The sequence below is a fragment of the Bacteroides sp. L10-4 genome (assembly GCF_013373675.1).
GTDB classification, from domain to species: Bacteria; Bacteroidota; Bacteroidia; order Bacteroidales; family Bacteroidaceae; genus Bacteroides; species Bacteroides muris.
The window spans coordinates 83,516-99,709 of sequence record NZ_JABXJH010000007.1; the positions used below are offsets into that span (position 1 = coordinate 83,516).

14 protein-coding genes and 1 pseudogene are annotated in these 16,194 nt (G+C 46.9%); 13 read left to right on the top strand and 2 right to left on the bottom strand.

The window, feature by feature from the left end; genetic code table 11:
* Positions 1-5 precede the first annotated feature (5 nt).
* Positions 6-1,280, bottom strand: a complete 1,275-nt coding sequence (locus HU824_RS04055; RefSeq protein ID WP_136009295.1) for an efflux RND transporter periplasmic adaptor subunit — start codon at positions 1,278-1,280, stop codon at positions 6-8.
* Between the two features lie 303 nt (positions 1,281-1,583).
* Here HU824_RS04055 and HU824_RS04060 point away from each other — a divergent pair, with 303 nt between their 5' ends.
* The 3 genes and pseudogenes from HU824_RS04060 (at position 1,584) to HU824_RS04070 (ending at position 3,233) form a co-directional block, all read left to right on the top strand.
* Positions 1,584-1,853, top strand: a complete 270-nt coding sequence (locus HU824_RS04060) for a hypothetical protein (RefSeq protein ID WP_136009296.1) — start codon at positions 1,584-1,586, stop codon at positions 1,851-1,853.
* Between the two features lies 1 nt (position 1,854).
* On the top strand, positions 1,855-2,409 hold the full coding sequence (locus tag HU824_RS04065; protein WP_176468173.1) for a 1-acyl-sn-glycerol-3-phosphate acyltransferase: 555 nt from the start codon (positions 1,855-1,857) through the stop codon (positions 2,407-2,409).
* A gap of 22 nt (positions 2,410-2,431) precedes the next feature.
* Positions 2,432-3,233: pseudogene (locus tag HU824_RS04070) on the top strand (amidohydrolase).
* Here the strand turns inward: HU824_RS04070 and HU824_RS04075 are convergent.
* Positions 3,205-3,906, bottom strand: coding sequence for an SIMPL domain-containing protein (locus tag HU824_RS04075; RefSeq protein WP_136009299.1), 702 nt, complete (start codon positions 3,904-3,906; stop codon positions 3,205-3,207). The pseudogene HU824_RS04070 and the gene HU824_RS04075 sit on opposite strands and share 29 nt — an antisense overlap.
* 442 nt (positions 3,907-4,348) lie before the next feature.
* Between HU824_RS04075 and nagA the strand changes: the two genes are divergently transcribed.
* The 10 genes from nagA to HU824_RS04125 all read left to right on the top strand — a co-directional run bounded on the left by nagA (position 4,349) and on the right by HU824_RS04125 (position 16,033).
* Positions 4,349-5,515 carry an N-acetylglucosamine-6-phosphate deacetylase gene (gene nagA / locus HU824_RS04080; protein ID WP_136009300.1) on the top strand — a complete coding sequence of 389 codons (1,167 nt, stop codon included), beginning with the start codon at positions 4,349-4,351 and terminating at the stop codon, positions 5,513-5,515.
* Positions 5,516-5,609: 94 nt separating this feature from the next.
* Positions 5,610-7,601, top strand: a complete 1,992-nt coding sequence (locus HU824_RS04085) for a glucosamine-6-phosphate deaminase (protein WP_176468174.1) — start codon at positions 5,610-5,612, stop codon at positions 7,599-7,601.
* Between the two features lie 190 nt (positions 7,602-7,791).
* On the top strand, positions 7,792-10,719 hold the full coding sequence (locus HU824_RS04090; RefSeq protein ID WP_136009302.1) for a xanthan lyase: 2,928 nt from the start codon (positions 7,792-7,794) through the stop codon (positions 10,717-10,719).
* Between the two features lie 117 nt (positions 10,720-10,836).
* Positions 10,837-11,151 (top strand): hypothetical protein, encoded by a 315-nt coding sequence (locus HU824_RS04095; RefSeq protein WP_136009303.1) that lies wholly within the window; start codon positions 10,837-10,839, stop codon positions 11,149-11,151.
* A complete protein-coding gene (locus HU824_RS04100) occupies positions 11,152-11,367 on the top strand; it encodes a sulfurtransferase TusA family protein (RefSeq protein ID WP_136009304.1) in 216 nt (71 codons plus the stop codon).
* Positions 11,367-13,205 (top strand): YgiQ family radical SAM protein, encoded by a 1,839-nt coding sequence (locus HU824_RS04105; protein ID WP_176468175.1) that lies wholly within the window; start codon positions 11,367-11,369, stop codon positions 13,203-13,205. Before HU824_RS04100 ends, HU824_RS04105 begins: the two co-directional genes overlap by 1 nt.
* 35 nt (positions 13,206-13,240) lie before the next feature.
* A complete protein-coding gene (locus tag HU824_RS04110) occupies positions 13,241-13,882 on the top strand; it encodes a hypothetical protein (protein WP_136009306.1) in 642 nt (213 codons plus the stop codon).
* 684 nt (positions 13,883-14,566) lie between these two features.
* Positions 14,567-14,770 (top strand): helix-turn-helix transcriptional regulator, encoded by a 204-nt coding sequence (locus HU824_RS04115; RefSeq protein ID WP_055278865.1) that lies wholly within the window; start codon positions 14,567-14,569, stop codon positions 14,768-14,770.
* Positions 14,770-15,108, top strand: coding sequence for a HipA N-terminal domain-containing protein (locus tag HU824_RS04120; protein ID WP_136009307.1), 339 nt, complete (start codon positions 14,770-14,772; stop codon positions 15,106-15,108). The genes HU824_RS04115 and HU824_RS04120 overlap by 1 nt, the downstream gene beginning before the upstream one ends.
* Positions 15,101-16,033 carry a HipA domain-containing protein gene (locus HU824_RS04125; protein WP_176468176.1) on the top strand — a complete coding sequence of 311 codons (933 nt, stop codon included), beginning with the start codon at positions 15,101-15,103 and terminating at the stop codon, positions 16,031-16,033. Before HU824_RS04120 ends, HU824_RS04125 begins: the two co-directional genes overlap by 8 nt.
* The last annotated feature ends 161 nt before the right edge of the window (positions 16,034-16,194 follow it).

A 16,194-nucleotide genomic window follows, 5' to 3' on the forward strand; every position in this document is an offset into this window, starting at 1 on the left:
CATCATTACTTTGAAGGGTTGTTGTCCTTTGATTTATTCTCAACCGGGGTAGTCTGCTCCGTTTCAGAAACGACCTGCTTGTTCAGAGAATCATTCGTCTGCCCGCCCTCTTTTTTAGGAACGGCAGCTTGGGCACGTACTTTCATACCCGGAGTCAGCTTGTGAAAACCTTCTGTCACAATTTGTTCTCCGGCAGCCAAACCACGCTCAACTACCCAATTGTTACCAAATTCAGGTCCCAGCTCAATAAAACGCTTTTCAACCGTAGAGTCCCGGCGCATTACAAAAACATATGCACCACCTTTCTCAATGGTAACTGCCTTTTGAGGAACAGCGACAGCACCCTCACGTACATCCAGCAACAGCTTCACTTTTGTAAATTGCCCCGGCAACAACACTCTGTCAGGATTCGGCATTTCTGCACGTACGGAGAATGTTCCGGTCTGAGGGTCTACCTGAGGTTCGGCAAAATCCACATAGCCTTTATAAGGATAGACAGTATTATTCGCCAAAGTAATTGTAATGTTCGGCTGCCAGGAACGTGTAGAATCCTGACGCCCTATCTCGATATTCCGTTCCTTGCTTTTCAGGTAATCCAATGCTGTCATGCTGAAATCTACCAGCACCGTATCACTTTTCACAATCGTAGCCAGCAAAGACTTACCTCCCGGTCCGACCAATGTTCCCAAATCCACATTTCTTTCACTGATATGTCCCGATAACGGAGAACGGACCAACGTATACCCCAATTCCAATTCGGCCTGGTCCAAATCGGCCTGACTCATCGCCACCGAAGCTTCTGCCGTCTCGTAGGCAGCCTGGGCATTATCCAAGTCCAACTGGCTGGCAGCATTCTGCGCATGAAGAGGGCGGATACGCTCCAAATCTCGTTTTGCCTTCAATGCCTGCGCCTCATCTTTCTTTAACTGTGCACGGGCTTTGTCGGCCTTTGCCCTATACTGGTCTTGGTTTATAACAAAAAGCACCTGGTTCTTGGTGACATACGTTCCTTCTGCAAAAAGCATATTCTCCAAATACCCTTCCACACGCGCACGTACCTCTACAAACTGCTGGGCACGAATACGCCCCACGTACTCGCCATATATCTCCACATCTCCTTTTTCTGCTGATTCCACAATCACGGTAGGAGCTTCCGGTTCAACCTTCTTAGGCCAAGTCAGAATAAAGTAACCTGCCAACAATACCGCCATGCAGACAACCATCATCAACAACCTCTTCTTCTTTAATTTCAATTCTTTTTTCGTAAAAAACTGTCTCATGTTTGTTTGTCTATTAAATTTAACCCTGTTTCTTTCTATTAAGACAAATCCGATGCCAATCTATCACCATCTTATCCATCACATATAACAATCTATATATCAGATATAAAAGAAAAAATCATTTTTTTATTCATGGTGGCATCTTCTGTTTTTTCTTGTGGAATGTGTCCACAGTTTGTGGAATAATTCCACAAAATTACTAAATTAAAAACACATAAAAACCCTTTTTTGCTCTACACTAACAAAGAAAAACATTATCTTTACCGAAAATAATTCAAATTATTCATTTTAAACGTAAAAATTATGGCAAGTAGAAAAGAACTAAAGAAGAATATAAACTATATTGCGGGTGAATTGTTCACAGAGTGTCTTGTAAACAGCTTATATATACCTGGAATAGAGAAACAAAAAGCCGACAATCTGATGGCTGAAATTCTAAAAATGCAAGATGAATTCATAAGCCGCATCAGCCACACCGAGCCGGGAAATGTAAAAGGTTTCTACAAAAAACTTCGTGCTGATTTCAATGCGAAGGTAGACGAAATCATTGACGCAATGGGCAAGCTGAAATAAGATGAAGAAAGCCTTTTATAGCTTCATTTATTATCGCCTGCTGGGCTGGAAGACAAACGTGACGGTGCCCAACTACGACAAATGTGTAATTTGTGCGGCACCCCATACTTCCAATTGGGACTTATTTATCGGTAAATTGTTTTATGGCGCCATCGGCCGCAAGACCAGCTTCATGATGAAAAAGGAATGGTTCTTTTTTCCTCTGGGATTGATATTCAAAGCCGTTGGTGGCATCCCGGTGAACCGGGGACGTAAATCTTCCTTAGTAGACCAAATGACCGAAAAGTTTGTAAGCAGCAAGCATTTCCACCTGGCCATTACACCGGAAGGAACCCGTAAAGCCAATCCCAACTGGAAGAAAGGTTTTTATTACATAGCGCTTAAAGCACAAGTACCCATCATGCTTATCGGGATTGACTATCCTTCCAAGACCATCTCCTCTACCAAAGCTGTCATGCCTACCGGAGACATAGAAAAGGATATGCGCGAGATAAAACTGTATTTCAAGAACTTTAAAGGGAAAAATCCCGAAAATTTTGATTTAGGAGATATCTAATCAGGTATTAAGCATTCATGCCATGCGAATAAGCATTCTGCAAACAGACATCGTCTGGGAAAATAAACAAGAAAATCTCCGTCGTCTCCACGAGAAGTTAGAAACTCTTCGTGGAACAACGGAGATTGTTGTTTTACCGGAAACATTCTCCACCGGCTTCAGTATGAACACCGCCAGCTTGGCCGAACCCACAACAGGAGAAACTATCACAACGCTGCGCCGATGGTCTGAAGAGTACCGACTCGCTCTTGCAGGCAGCTTTATTGCCAACGAGACAGCTCCAGAAGGAGGAAAGCCATCCTACTACAACCGTGCATTCTTCCTTACGCCCGAAGGCGATGCATTACGACAAACGGCACCTCTTCCGGATGGGGCACGAAACAGAGCATTTCACTTCCGGCTACCAACGTCCCATTATCCGGTATCGCGGCTGGAACATACTGTTGCTTGTATGTTATGATCTTCGCTTCCCGGTATGGAGTCGCAACAGGAACAATGAATACGACCTTTTGATTTGTGTCGCCAACTGGCCCGTTCCCCGCCGGAAGGTTTGGGACATCCTGCTGCAAGCACGTGCTTTGGAAAACATCAGTTATGTCTGCGGTGTCAACCGCATCGGCAGAGATGGCAGAGACACTCCACACTGTGGAGGCAGTGCGGTCTACTCTCCAAAAGGAGAAGTGCTTGCCACTGTGCCCGATGACAAAGAAGCGACTGCCACTGCCTCCCTCAGCCTTTCCTCCCTGCAGGAGTTCAGGCAAAAGTTCCCCGCTTGGAAAGATGCGGACGGTTTCGTTATTTCTTCAGATAATAGTTCACGGTAGTCACTACGCGCACGCTCTTTATATAAGGAGTATAAGCATCGCGGTCGCTGATGGAGAACTGCCCTTGCGAAGCATTACGGATTTTGCCCAACTCGCTGTCCGAATCCTTGGCAAACTTCTCGGCTGCGGCACGGGCATTCTTGGTAGCCTCTTCTATCATCTTTGGCTTCACTTCATTAAGACCGGTAAATTCATAAGACACGTTATATTTGTAGTCTCCTCCTGTGATGGCAATGCCCTGCTTCAAGAGCTCGGCTTGCCCGGACATGAGTCTACGCACCCTATCCACATTCTTGGAAGTGACAGTGATGACAGACGTGGCATTATAACGATAGACCACATTGCGGTCACCGTAACGTTCAGCCTGCATGTCAATCACCTCGGGGGGTGCAATGCTGATTTCTTCCTTCTCTATGCCGTTGCTTTCAAGATAACTCACGATGGCTGCATTCTTCTTCTCCATATTGGCATAAAGCAGAGCAGGGTCATTGCCTATGTCTTTGTAAACAAGAGGCCAGACCACCTTGTCGGCAGGCACTTCCATTTCGGCCAGTCCTTTTACACTGACCACACGATCCTTATTCACAAAATTGTCAATACCGCCTTTTACCTTGATTCCCAACAAAAGCAGCCCCACGGCTATAATGGCTGCTTCTACTTTCCAGCTTTTCATACGTTGATATTTTAGAGTTTATAAACAAATACAAATATAACAAACCCAAACGGAAAAAGTGCGATGAACGGTTTATTTTTGCATGATTATCCTCATTATACCCCTAGCAACCTATTTATAGAAGCTATGCCTTTTCCTCCACAAAGTCCGCCTATCCATCTCCTTCCCATAGCGAACCATCATTAAAAGCCTTTTAATAGTATATCAGTCGTAAGTTTACCCCGGTATACCCCTATAAGCATTCCGCTTCTATATAATAAGAACACATTTTAAGGAAAGAGACATCCTGCAAAATGCACCAAATCTGCTTTTTTTTAGAGTATTTAATGAAAATACCCTAAAAGAAGGAGTACATATTCTCCAAAAAGTGCCTATTTTTGTCCTCTGAAACAATGTCAGAACAACGACATGATTAATTTAATAACTCTAACCCCTAAATCCTATGTTGACTCAACTTATCAACGCCCGCATCCTTACCCCGCAAGGATGGCTTAAAGACGGCTCTGTACTCATCAGGGACGGAAAAATATTGGAAGTGACTAACTGTGACCTTGCAGTAATCGGTGCACAATTGATAGACGTAAAAGGTATGTATGTACTCCCCGGCGGTGTGGAAATCCATGCCCATGGCGGTGGAGGCCGTGACTTTATGGAATGTACTGAAGATGCCTTTCGTGTAGCCGTCAAAACCCATATGAAATATGGAACAACCAGCATTTTCCCCACCCTCTCCTCCTCCACCGTTCCCATGATTGAGCAGGCAGCCGAAACCTGCACCAAGCTCATGGAAGAAAAAGACAGCCCTATCCTTGGCCTGCATCTGGAAGGACACTACCTGAACATGGCGATGGCAGGCGGACAAATCCCCGAGAACATCAAGAGTCCCGACCCCAACGAATACATCCCTATCGTGGAAACCTGGTCCTGTATCAAGCGCTGGGACGCTGCCCCCGAACTTCCGGGAGCCATGCAGTTTGGAAAATACATCACCGCCAAAGGCATTTTGGCATCGGTAGCCCATACGCAAGCGGAGTTTGAAGACATCCGTACAGCCTACGAAGCAGGCTATACCCATGCCACCCACTTCTACAATGCAATGCCCGGTTTCCACAAACGCCGTGAGTACAAATACGAAGGCACAGTAGAAAGCATCTATCTGCTGGACGATATGACGGTGGAAGTGGTGGCCGACGGCATCCATGTTCCTCCCACCATCCTGCGACTGGTCTACAAGATAAAAGGCGTAGAACGCACCTGCCTCATAACCGACGCCTTGGCATGCGCCGCAAGCGACAGCCAGGAGGCCTTTGACCCGCGCGTCATCATCGAAGACGGAGTCTGCAAGCTTGCAGACCATTCCGCCCTTGCCGGCAGCGTAGCCACCATGGACCGGCTGATACGCACCGTAGTACAAAAAGCTGAAATTCCGTTGGCAGACGCCGTACGCATGGCTTCTGAAACCCCGGCAAAGATTATGGGCGTATACGACCGCAAAGGCTCCCTCCAAAAAGGCAAGGATGCCGACATCATTGTCATGGACGAAAACTTGAACGTAAGAGCCGTATGGGCCATGGGCAAACTTGTACCGGAGACCTATACAATCTCTTAATTAATCTTCAACGACATGCGAATGAACATTGTTTTTCGTATATTTGTTTTTCAAAGAACAGTGCAATATTTAATCATTTATTAATATTCTATTTATGAAAACCAATCTAAGCTCTCAAATCACTCTCAACAGAGTATCCCCCAGATACTACAGGCCTGAGAATGCATTTGAACGGTCGGTATTGACCCGACTGGAAAAAATACCGACAGACATTTACGAGTCTGCCGAAGAAGGCGCCAACCAGATTGCCCTTGACATTGCACAGTTAATCCGTGACAAGCAAAAAGCGGGACGTTTCTGTGTGTTGGCACTGGCAGGAGGAAACTCTCCACGCAACGTATATGCAGCCCTCATCCGCATGCATAAAGAAGAAGGCTTGAGTTTCCGCAATGTAGTCGTATTCAACCTTTACGAATATTATCCACTGGCACCGGATGCCATTAACAGCAACCTCAATGCCTTGAAAGAAATGCTGCTCGACCATGTGGATATTGACAGGCAGAACATCTTCAGCCCGGACAGTACGATTGCCAAAGACATCATTTTTGAATATTGCCGTCTGTACGAACAGCGCATCGAAAGCTTCGGCGGAGTAGACGCCGCTATCATAGGCATAGGCCGCGTAGGCAACATCGGTTTCAACGAACCGGGTTCACGCATGAACTCTACCACCCGTCTGATTCTGCTAGATAATGATTCACGTAACGAAGCTTCCAAGATGTTCGGCAGCATCGAAAGTACTCCTATCAGTTCCATCACAATGGGTGTTTCCACTATCCTTGCCGCAAAGAAAGTATACCTGATGGCATGGGGTGAAGAAAAAGCCAAGATGGTAAAAGAGTGTGTGGAAGGTGCAGTTACCGACACCATTCCAGCTTCTTACTTGCAGACTCACAACAATGCGCACATCGTCATCGACTTGTCTGCCGCCGCCAACTTGACGCGTATCCAACGCCCCTGGCTGGTAACTTCCTGCGAATGGAACGACAAGCTCATCCGCAGCGCCATCGTCTGGTTGTGCCAGCTCACCGGAAAACCCATTCTGAAGCTAACCAACAAGGACTACAACGAAAACGGTCTGAGTGAGCTGCTAGCATTGTTCGGTTCAGCCTATAACGTGAACATCAAGATATTCAATGACCTGCAACATACCATCACCGGATGGCCGGGCGGCAAGCCGAACGCAGACGACACCTATCGTCCCGAACGTGCGAAACCTTATCCCAAACGTGTGGTCGTGTTCTCTCCGCATCCCGATGATGACGTTATCTCCATGGGAGGTACCATCCGTCGTCTAGTAGAGCAGAAACATGACGTGCATGTGGCTTACGAAACTTCCGGCAACATTGCCGTAGGCGATGAAGAAGTGATCCGTTTCCTACACTTCATCAACGGATTCAACCAAATCTTCAACAACAGCGAGGACCAGGTTATCAACGACAAATACGCCGAAATCCGTAAGTATCTGAAGGAGAAAAAAGACGGTGACATGGACACGCGCGACATCCTGACCATCAAGGGACTGATTCGTCGTGGCGAAGCACGTACTGCATGTACATATAATAACATACCTTTGGATCACTGCCACTTCCTTGACCTGCCGTTCTACGAAACGGGCAAGATACAGAAGAATCCTATCAGCGAAGCAGACGTGGAAATCGTACGCAACCTGTTGCGCGAAGTGAAGCCCCATCAGATTTTCGTTGCCGGCGACCTGGCCGACCCGCACGGAACACACCGTGTTTGTACGGATGCCGTATTTGCCGCTATCGACCTGGAAAAAGAAGAAGATGCCAAATGGTTGAAGGAATGCCGCATCTGGATGTATCGCGGTGCATGGGCAGAATGGGAAATCGAAAACATCGAAATGGCCGTTCCCATCAGCCCGGAAGAATTGCGTGCCAAACGCAACTCTATCCTGAAGCATCAGTCGCAGATGGAAAGCGCACCGTTCTTGGGCAATGACGAACGTCTGTTCTGGCAACGCAGCGAAGACCGTAACCGCGGAACAGCTGCCTTGTATGACAGTCTCGGACTTGCTTCCTATGAAGCAATGGAGGCCTTTGTGGAATACATTCCACTATAACCTGCTGAAACAAGAAAATTCGGAAACGAGATAAATACATTCAGGAAAGAGGTGCATCGCTCTGATTATGCACCTCTTTTTTAATCCCCTAAAAGTTTGTTCTAATATTTTTCTGCGGAGCGTAGCGGGTATGTGACGAATAAAAACCTGGCAAGCGAAATTCAAACAAGCTCTAAAATGAACTGCGAATATGAAAAAACCTGTTCTTTTCTTTCTTTTGTTGCTACACGGGACGTGGCTGTCTGCCCAAGACATTCAATCGAACGTGGCAGAATGCCTGCAAACCTTCTTCAATGAATATTCCTCCCCGATAAACATAGGCACTTGCCGTCCGGACAGCTTCCAAATCGACTTCCGGAAAAAGAAATTGTTCATCTACGCAAACGAGCGCTTTGCCTACCAGCCTCTACGACCAGAAACCGTCGATGCCATTTACCGATATCTGAGACAAATCCTGCCGGGACCGGTGAACAACTTCGGCCTCACCATCTTTGCTGACGGGAAAAACATCGAAGAGCTTATCCCCAACCTCTACCGGAAAGGGAAGAAAGACAAAGCACGTCTGTTCAGCCACCTGGAATACAAAGGTACACCCTGGGTAACCCGCACTTCGCGCCCCTACGAAATTACCCGAGGACTGGAAGGAAGACACATCGCCCTTTGGCAAAGCCACGGGAAATATTACATTAATGACAAAGACAAATGGGGATGGCAACGCCCCAGGTTGTTCTGTACCACAGAAGACCAGTTCACCCAGTCGTTCATCCTGCCCTACCTTCTGCCCATGCTGGAGAATGCAGGAGCCAATGTATTCACTCCCCGCGAAAGGAACACACAAAAGCGAGAAGTCATTGTAGACAATGACGGTAGCCTGAGCGGACATGGAGGACAAGGTTCCCTCTATCTGGATGTAAAAAGCCGGAAAGCACGTTGGGAGCAGACCTCCCGACCCGGATTTGCCCAACGGAAACAAATCTATCAGGACAATGAAAACCCTTTCCTTACCGGCACGGCACGCTTTGCCAAAACTGAAAAGAAGAAAGACAAAGCTTTTGCCGAATGGGTGCCCGATATTCCGGGAACAGGAGAATATGCCGTATACGTATCTTATCAGACACTGCCGGGCAGCGTAAGCGATGCCAAATACCTTGTATTCCACAATGGAGGCGTCACGGAATTCAAGGTGAACCAGCAAATAGGAGGAGGTACATGGGTATACCTTGGCACATTCACTTTCGACAAAGGCCGGAATGACTATGGCATGGTGGTATTGAGCAACGAAAGCAAGGAAAAAGGGGTGGTCTGTGCCGATGCCGTCCGCTTTGGAGGAGGCATGGGCAACATTGCCCGCAGCGGACAAGCCAGCGGCTTGCCCAGATATCTGGAAGGTGCACGCTACTCTGCTCAATGGGCAGGTATGCCTTACTCTGTCTACGGAGGCTATGAGGGGAACAATGACATGAATGATGACATCAACGCGCGTTCCCGTACAGTGAATTATCTCGCAGGAAAATCAGTATTCAATCCGACGGAAGAAGGCTTGGGCATCCCCTTTGAAATGAGTATGGCCCTGCACAGCGATGCCGGCTTCAGCAAGGAAGACGAGATTATAGGCACTCTCGGCATTTATACCACCAACTTCAACAACGGCAGGCTGAATGCCGGTACAGACCGCCATGCCTCCCGCGACCTCTCGGACGTCTTGCTGACGCAGTTGCAGCATGACATCCGCTCCACCTTTAACGTAGACTGGACACGCCGCAGCCTATGGAACCGCAACTACAGTGAAACGCGCCTGCCCGCCGTTCCTTCCACCATCGTAGAACTGTTGTCGCACCAGAACTTCGCAGATATGCGTCTGGGGCATGACCCCAACTTCAAGTTCATCGTCGGACGCGCGCTCTATAAAGCCATCTTGCAATATATATGCGGCCAGCACGGCAAGGAGTATGCAGTCCAACCGCTTCCCGTCAGCCACTTTGCCATCCGCTTCGGGAAAAAGGAAAATACTTTAGAGCTTTCCTGGCAAGGCAAGGAAGACCCGCTAGAGCCGACTGCCAAGCCACGCGAATATATTGTATATACACGTATCGGACGCGGAGGATTTGACAATGGCGTACGTGTCAGTTCTCCGTCCCATACCGTAAAAATAGAACCCGGCATCATCTATTCCTTCAAAGTAACCGCCGTGAACCGGGGCGGTGAAAGCTTCCCTTCGGAAATTCTTGCTGCCTATAAAGCCAAACGGGAAAAAGGACAGATACTTATCGTCAACGGATTCGACCGTATCAGCGGGCCGGCCGTCATAGACACTCCCGATGCTGCAGGTTTCGACCTGTCGCAAGATCCCGGCGTTCCTTACCTCTATGACATCTCCCTTTGCGGCGCCCAGCAGAACTTCAGCCGGGAAGAAGCGGGAAAACGTCTGGGAGAGAGTGGAGAGGAATACGAAGGCATGAAAATCATCGGAAATACTTTCGATTACCCCTTCGTACACGGCAAGGCCATACAAGCCGCCGGAAACTACAGCTTCGTCTCATGCAGCGATGAGGCTGTGGAAAAAGGTATCCTCTCTTTAGAAGACTATCCGATAGTAGACTATATCCTCGGACTGGAGAAAGAAGACAATTCCAGCAATCCGGCACGCAATACCTACTACAAAACATTCTCCTCGCCCATGCAGCGCATACTGACTTCCTATTGCCGGTCGGGAGGTCATCTCCTGGTCAGCGGTGCCTACGTAGGCAGCGATATGGACAGCTCGCAGGGCAATAAAGAATTTATTCAGAATATCTTGAAGTACCGGCATGGCAACTCTCTGAAAACAGACGGGGACAAAATCAATGTCCGGGGACTGGGGCATACCTTCACCCTTCCCCGACTACCGAATGAGCAGGACTATCCGGTCACTTCCCCCGATTGCATCCTGCCCATGTCTCCCGCTTTTCCAGTCATGACCTATGCCACCGACAACGCATCCGCCGCCGTGGCCTATCAAGGCAGCGATTACCGCACCTTCATCATGGGATTCCCTTTTGAAAGCATCAAGGAAGAAACGTCCAGAAATGCAATTATGGCCTCCATACTTCACTTTCTCACCACAAATCAGGTTGAGTAATACAGAGAAAAACAGCAATCCCTATAAATAATCTGTAGAAATCTGTGTAATCTGTGGTGAAAAAACTATCTTTGCTTCTATTAATCATTAAACATTAACCACTAAACATTAAACAACATGTACACCATACAAGCTAATCCCAGCGGAACCCGCAGTTTAGAAGTTTCAGAAGAAAACCTTGCCACTATCGAAAAATACGGACTCTTCCGTCATCTCATCGACAGCAATGGCATTGTGGAAGAAACCGTACTCGACAAGTTGAAACTGAACATCCGCTCTCTCATCGCCGCGCAAGAGGAAGACAGCAAAGACCTGCTCGACCTCTGCATCGACGTTATCTACCACAACAACATGAAGGCCTTCGGACTACAGCAACTCATCAAGCTCTATCTGCAATGGCTTTCCCAACAAGACACCATAGAAGAAGAATAAATGAAAACCATCGACACCTGCGGACAACAGCATTACAGCCCTCTAATTCCTGCCATAAAAACCATGTGCGAGGTCGGGAAAGGCGAGAAGCTGGAAATCATCATGGATGACGCCACTGCCTTCAATGATATGAAAGAGTATCTTGCCGAGCAACAGATAGGCTTCCGTGAGATTTATGACGGAGAACGAATGACATTACAATTTACAATGGATTAATGAAAGAATATCGCCTTACAGACTGGCTCCCCACCACCAAAAAAGAAGTAGAGCTGCATGGTTGGGACGAATTGGATGTAATACTTTTCAGCGGTGATGCCTACGTAGACCATCCGTCTTTTGGAGCTGCCGTCATAGGCCGTATCCTCGAGGCGGAAGGATTACGCGTAGCCATCGTTCCCCAGCCCAACTGGCGCGACGACTTGCGCGACTTCAAGAAGCTGGGACGTCCCCGTCTGTTTTTCGGCATCAGTCCCGGCTGTATGGATTCGATGGTCAATAAATACACTGCCAACAAACGCTTGCGCAGTGATGACGCCTATACACCGGACGCACGTCCGGATATGCGCCCCGAATATCCTTCCATTGTATATACCCACATATTGAAGAAACTATTTCCCGACGTCCCCGTCGTACTGGGCGGCATCGAGGCAAGCATGCGCCGCCTGACACACTATGACTATTGGCAAGACCGTGTACGCCCCAGTATCCTTCTCGACAGTGGTGCCGACTCACTCATCTACGGCATGGGAGAGAAACCGGTGGTGGAACTTGCAGAGAGACTGAAACGCCAACAGACACAAGTGGACGCCCAAAGCTTCAAAGAGCTCATCGCCGATATTCCTCAAATGGTTTATCTTGACAAGGAAGTAGTAGCACAAGAAGGAGATATCACCCTCTTTTCCCATGAAGAATGTCTGAAAGATAAAAAGAAAGAAGCTGCCAACTTCCGTCATATCGAGGAGGAAAGTAACAAATATACAGCATCGCGCATGCTGCAGAAGACCGGCAAACAGACAGTGGTGGTCAATCCCCCCTATCCCCCTTTAACGGAAGCCGAGCTCGACCATTCTTTTGACTTGCCTTATACACGCCTGCCCCACCCCAAATATAAGGGGAAACGCATTCCGGCATACGACATGATAAAGTTCTCCGTCAACCTGCACCGCGGATGTTTCGGAGGATGTGCGTTCTGTACCATTTCCGCACATCAGGGCAAGTTCATCGTAAGCCGCAGCAAGAAAAGCATTCTGAAAGAGGTAAAAGCCATCACAGAGCTGCCCGACTTTAAGGGTTACTTAAGTGACCTGGGAGGTCCGTCGGCCAATATGTACCGGATGAAGGGACGGGATGAGGCTATCTGCAGAAAATGTAAACGTCCGTCGTGCATCTACCCCAAAGTATGCCCCAATCTGAATACAGACCACCGTCCACTGCTTGACATCTATCATGCCGTAGATGCCCTGCCCGGCATCAAGAAGTCGTTCATCGGCAGCGGTGTACGCTATGACCTGCTACTGCACCAGAGCAAGAATCCGGACACCGACAAAAGTACGCAGGAATATACCCGCGAGCTCATCGCCCGCCATGTCAGCGGCCGTCTGAAAGTGGCTCCGGAGCATACCTCGGACCGCGTGCTCAACATCATGCGCAAACCTTCGTTCAGCCAGTTCGGTGAGTTCAAGAAGATATTCGACAGAATCAACCGTGAAGAAGGACTGCGTCAGCAGCTTATCCCTTATTTCATCAGTAGCCATCCCGGATGCAAGGAGGAGGATATGGCTGAACTTGCCGTCATCACCAAACGCCTGGATTTCCATCTGGAACAAGTACAGGACTTTACCCCTACTCCCATGACCGTTGCCACCGAAGCATGGTACACGGGCTTCCATCCTTATACGTTGGAACCGGTGTTCAGCGCCAAGACGCAACGCGAGAAGCTGGCGCAACGCCAGTTCTTCTTCTGGTACAAACCAGAGGAACGCAGGAACATCATAAACGAACTGCGCCGGATAGGACGGGCGGATTTGATAGACAAGCTATACGGTAAGCGATAGAAAGATTCGATACTTCAAAAAACTCAAGAAAAAGAATGAAACGATTCCTCCTCTGTCTATCCCTACTCTCCATCGGAGTGACAGGAATGCTGGCACAAAGCGAATGCCTACCGCAAAATTACAGCATCATCCTTGGTGGCGGTGTTTCCTTGCCCCATGTAGAAGGAAACCGCAACGACTTCTTCAGCAAGAATGGCAACCGGGTGGGATATGACCTGATGACAGAAGGCCGCTACTACATCACGCCCCTATTTGCCGCAGGACTTCAATATGACTATCTACGCATGGCACGCCTGCCGGATAAGGCACATCTGCACTGCATACGCCCCAACATCACATACCGGCCCTTGTGGAGCAACGGGAATCAAGGACTGTTCCTCTCGTTCGGCATCGGGTATATGAACTATCAGGAACGGACATATAAACGCGGTGAACGGAACGGACACCTTTTCCATAAAGGATATTGTGGAATAACTTTCGCTGCAGGCTATGAATTCCGCATCAGCCGTAAACTCTCGGGCATGATTCGCTGTGATTTCCTGACAGCAGACTGGTTTGCCAACCCCGATGCACGACTTTACAACACGGACGGCTATGATGACGGAGTGAATCACAATTGGTTCAAAAACAACATCACATTCTTCAATCTGGGATTCGCGTTACAATTCGGAAAATAATAACAAACCAACTTTTCCATGCCAGCAGGAGACAAAAGAAAGTCATCCACACTGTGGATATTCACAGTTCTTTCCTGCAAGCATATTTACATCACTGATTATCAGTGACCATTCATTTTAATCGGTACAACCTCTGTTTTGACAAATACACAGAATGTAGGGACAAATGCAAACCGTTGTATTTCATCGCTTTGCATATACGTGTTGTACCGCCTCTTTTCAGTCCTTTTATGGAATGTCCGCTATCAGATACAAGGTATTGAGTGATAGGGTATTTCCGCAGGTATGTTACAGAACACTTGTTGAATACAAAGGTAGTGGTTTTCTTGGGATTTCTGTGGTTTGCGGTGTGATTTTTATTCCTTGAAAAGTGTTGGATAGTAGAAAATGGGTTATAGAAGCAGAAAATTTCTATAGAAGACACCTCGATTCGCTTGAAAAAGTGTAGAGCAATGGGTTATATTCGTTTGAAAAAGTGTAACGAATCAGATTTATTCGCTTGGAAAAGTGTAAAACTATATGCGTTGTAATTGTTTTTAGCCTTAATAATAATGCCTCAATCCTCCTTGTATTATACCCTGTCTGATATAATTGCAGTAGCGAAACAATAAATTATACCCATACTGATATAATATCGAATATTTGTACTAACTTTGTACCCGAAAAGGTATAAAGTACGATGTTATGAATAATCTTTCTACTACGGTCAAGATGTTGCGAAAGCAATATAATCTGACGCAAGAAGAACTCTCGTTGAAGTCGGGTGTGGGGTTGCGCTTTGTGCGAGACCTTGAACAGGGCAAGGAAACGCTACGCCTCGATAAAGTGAATCAGCTCCTTGACTTTTTCAATTATGAAATGGTTGCCACTCAAAAAAACAGTAATTAATGAGACAAGCCCATATATTTTATAAAGACCAATTAGCTGGTATTCTGACAGAAAACGATGCCGGATATGAATTCCGCTATTTGCCGGAATATCTCTCTTTGGAAACGGCAAAGGCTGTAAGCCTGACATTGCCTTTACAGGAGGAAGCGTATACAAGTCCTGTGTTGTTCCCATTCTTCGATGGTTTGATTCCTGAGGGATGGCTGTTGGATGTTGCATTGCGGAATACAGACATCAGTATTCTTGATCGGATGTCGTTGTTGCTGACATGCTGCAAAGATTGTATCGGGGCAGTAAGCGTTATCCCAATGGAAGAAAAGGAGGGACACTATGTGTAATTGTCTATATTGTTATCGTCCGCTCTTAAAAGGAGAAAAGGATATGCACACAGCTTGCATAAAGAAGTTCTTCGGAACAGCAACATTGCCTGTTCTTGATTATACGACAGAACAACTTGATCAGCTTGCTCTGCAAATCATTCAAGACCAAACCTCTTTAACCGGTGTTCAGCCGAAATTATCCTTACATTTGAATGAGCATGAGGGTAGCAAGCGATTGACTATTGTCGGACTATGGGGCGGTTATATTTGTAAGCCACAGACATTGCAATATGAAATGATGCCTGAGGTCGAGGATTTAACTATGCACCTTGCAGAGGTGGCACGTATTGAGGTGGTTCCCCATACGCTAATGCGGATGGCAGATGATACGCTATGTTATCTTACCCGTCGTATTGACAGGACTTCTGACGGAGAGAAGATAGCGATGGAAGATATGTGCCAACTGACCGAAAGGCAAACAGAGCATAAATACAAGAGCAGTTATGAACGTGTCGGCAAGGCTGTTTTGAAATACTCGTCTTTACCTAAAATGGATGTTACCAATTTCTTTGAGTTGGTGCTTTTCTCTTGGTTGATAGGGAATAACGATATGCACTTGAAAAACTTCTCTTTGTATGAGGTGGCGGATATAATACGTTTGACTCCTGCTTACGATTTGCTAAATGCAGTTATCATTAATCCCAAGGATAATGAAGAATTGGCATTGACCTTGAATGGTCGGAAGAAAAAGCTTCAAAGAGAGGATTTTATTAGGTCAGCAGCTACACTAGGTATAGAGAATGTGATTGTGGAACGACTGATAAATAAGTATATCAAACTATTGCCTAAGTTTGAAACTGTCATTCAAAACTCTTTCTTAAGTGCTGAATTAAAAGAAAAGTATGGCGAATTGCTGAAGGAACGGCTTGCTAGGCTTGCATAAAGGCTCACTACTGTCCCATTAAAATCTGAAAAAGTTCTTTGAAATTATTGAAATATAGTTAGTTACATGGATTTTTCGAGCGAACGGACTTGAAATTTTATCTTTGCGGTAGTTTTACTATGACCGCATATGTTTCAAGACAAGTTTGTATTTGCTCAGTT

Bases quoted from the DNA above. Each gene is read 5' to 3' on its own strand.
- nagA (WP_136009300.1), top strand. From the start codon at position 4,349: ATGTTGACTCAACTTATCAACGCCCGCATCCTTACCCCGCAAGGATGG.
- HU824_RS04075 (WP_136009299.1), bottom strand. From the start codon at position 3,906: ATGAAAAGCTGGAAAGTAGAAGCAGCCATTATAGCCGTGGGGCTGCTT.
- HU824_RS04065 (WP_176468173.1), top strand. From the start codon at position 1,855: ATGAAGAAAGCCTTTTATAGCTTCATTTATTATCGCCTGCTGGGCTGG.
- HU824_RS04095 (WP_136009303.1), top strand. From the start codon at position 10,837: ATGTACACCATACAAGCTAATCCCAGCGGAACCCGCAGTTTAGAAGTT.
- HU824_RS04090 (WP_136009302.1), top strand. From the start codon at position 7,792: ATGAAAAAACCTGTTCTTTTCTTTCTTTTGTTGCTACACGGGACGTGG.
- HU824_RS04100 (WP_136009304.1), top strand. From the start codon at position 11,152: ATGAAAACCATCGACACCTGCGGACAACAGCATTACAGCCCTCTAATT.
- HU824_RS04060 (WP_136009296.1), top strand. From the start codon at position 1,584: ATGGCAAGTAGAAAAGAACTAAAGAAGAATATAAACTATATTGCGGGT.
- HU824_RS04115 (WP_055278865.1), top strand. From the start codon at position 14,567: ATGAATAATCTTTCTACTACGGTCAAGATGTTGCGAAAGCAATATAAT.
- HU824_RS04105 (WP_176468175.1), top strand. From the start codon at position 11,367: ATGAAAGAATATCGCCTTACAGACTGGCTCCCCACCACCAAAAAAGAA.
- HU824_RS04120 (WP_136009307.1), top strand. From the start codon at position 14,770: ATGAGACAAGCCCATATATTTTATAAAGACCAATTAGCTGGTATTCTG.
- HU824_RS04110 (WP_136009306.1), top strand. From the start codon at position 13,241: ATGAAACGATTCCTCCTCTGTCTATCCCTACTCTCCATCGGAGTGACA.
- HU824_RS04125 (WP_176468176.1), top strand. From the start codon at position 15,101: ATGTGTAATTGTCTATATTGTTATCGTCCGCTCTTAAAAGGAGAAAAG.
- HU824_RS04055 (WP_136009295.1), bottom strand. From the start codon at position 1,280: ATGAGACAGTTTTTTACGAAAAAAGAATTGAAATTAAAGAAGAAGAGG.
- HU824_RS04085 (WP_176468174.1), top strand. From the start codon at position 5,610: ATGAAAACCAATCTAAGCTCTCAAATCACTCTCAACAGAGTATCCCCC.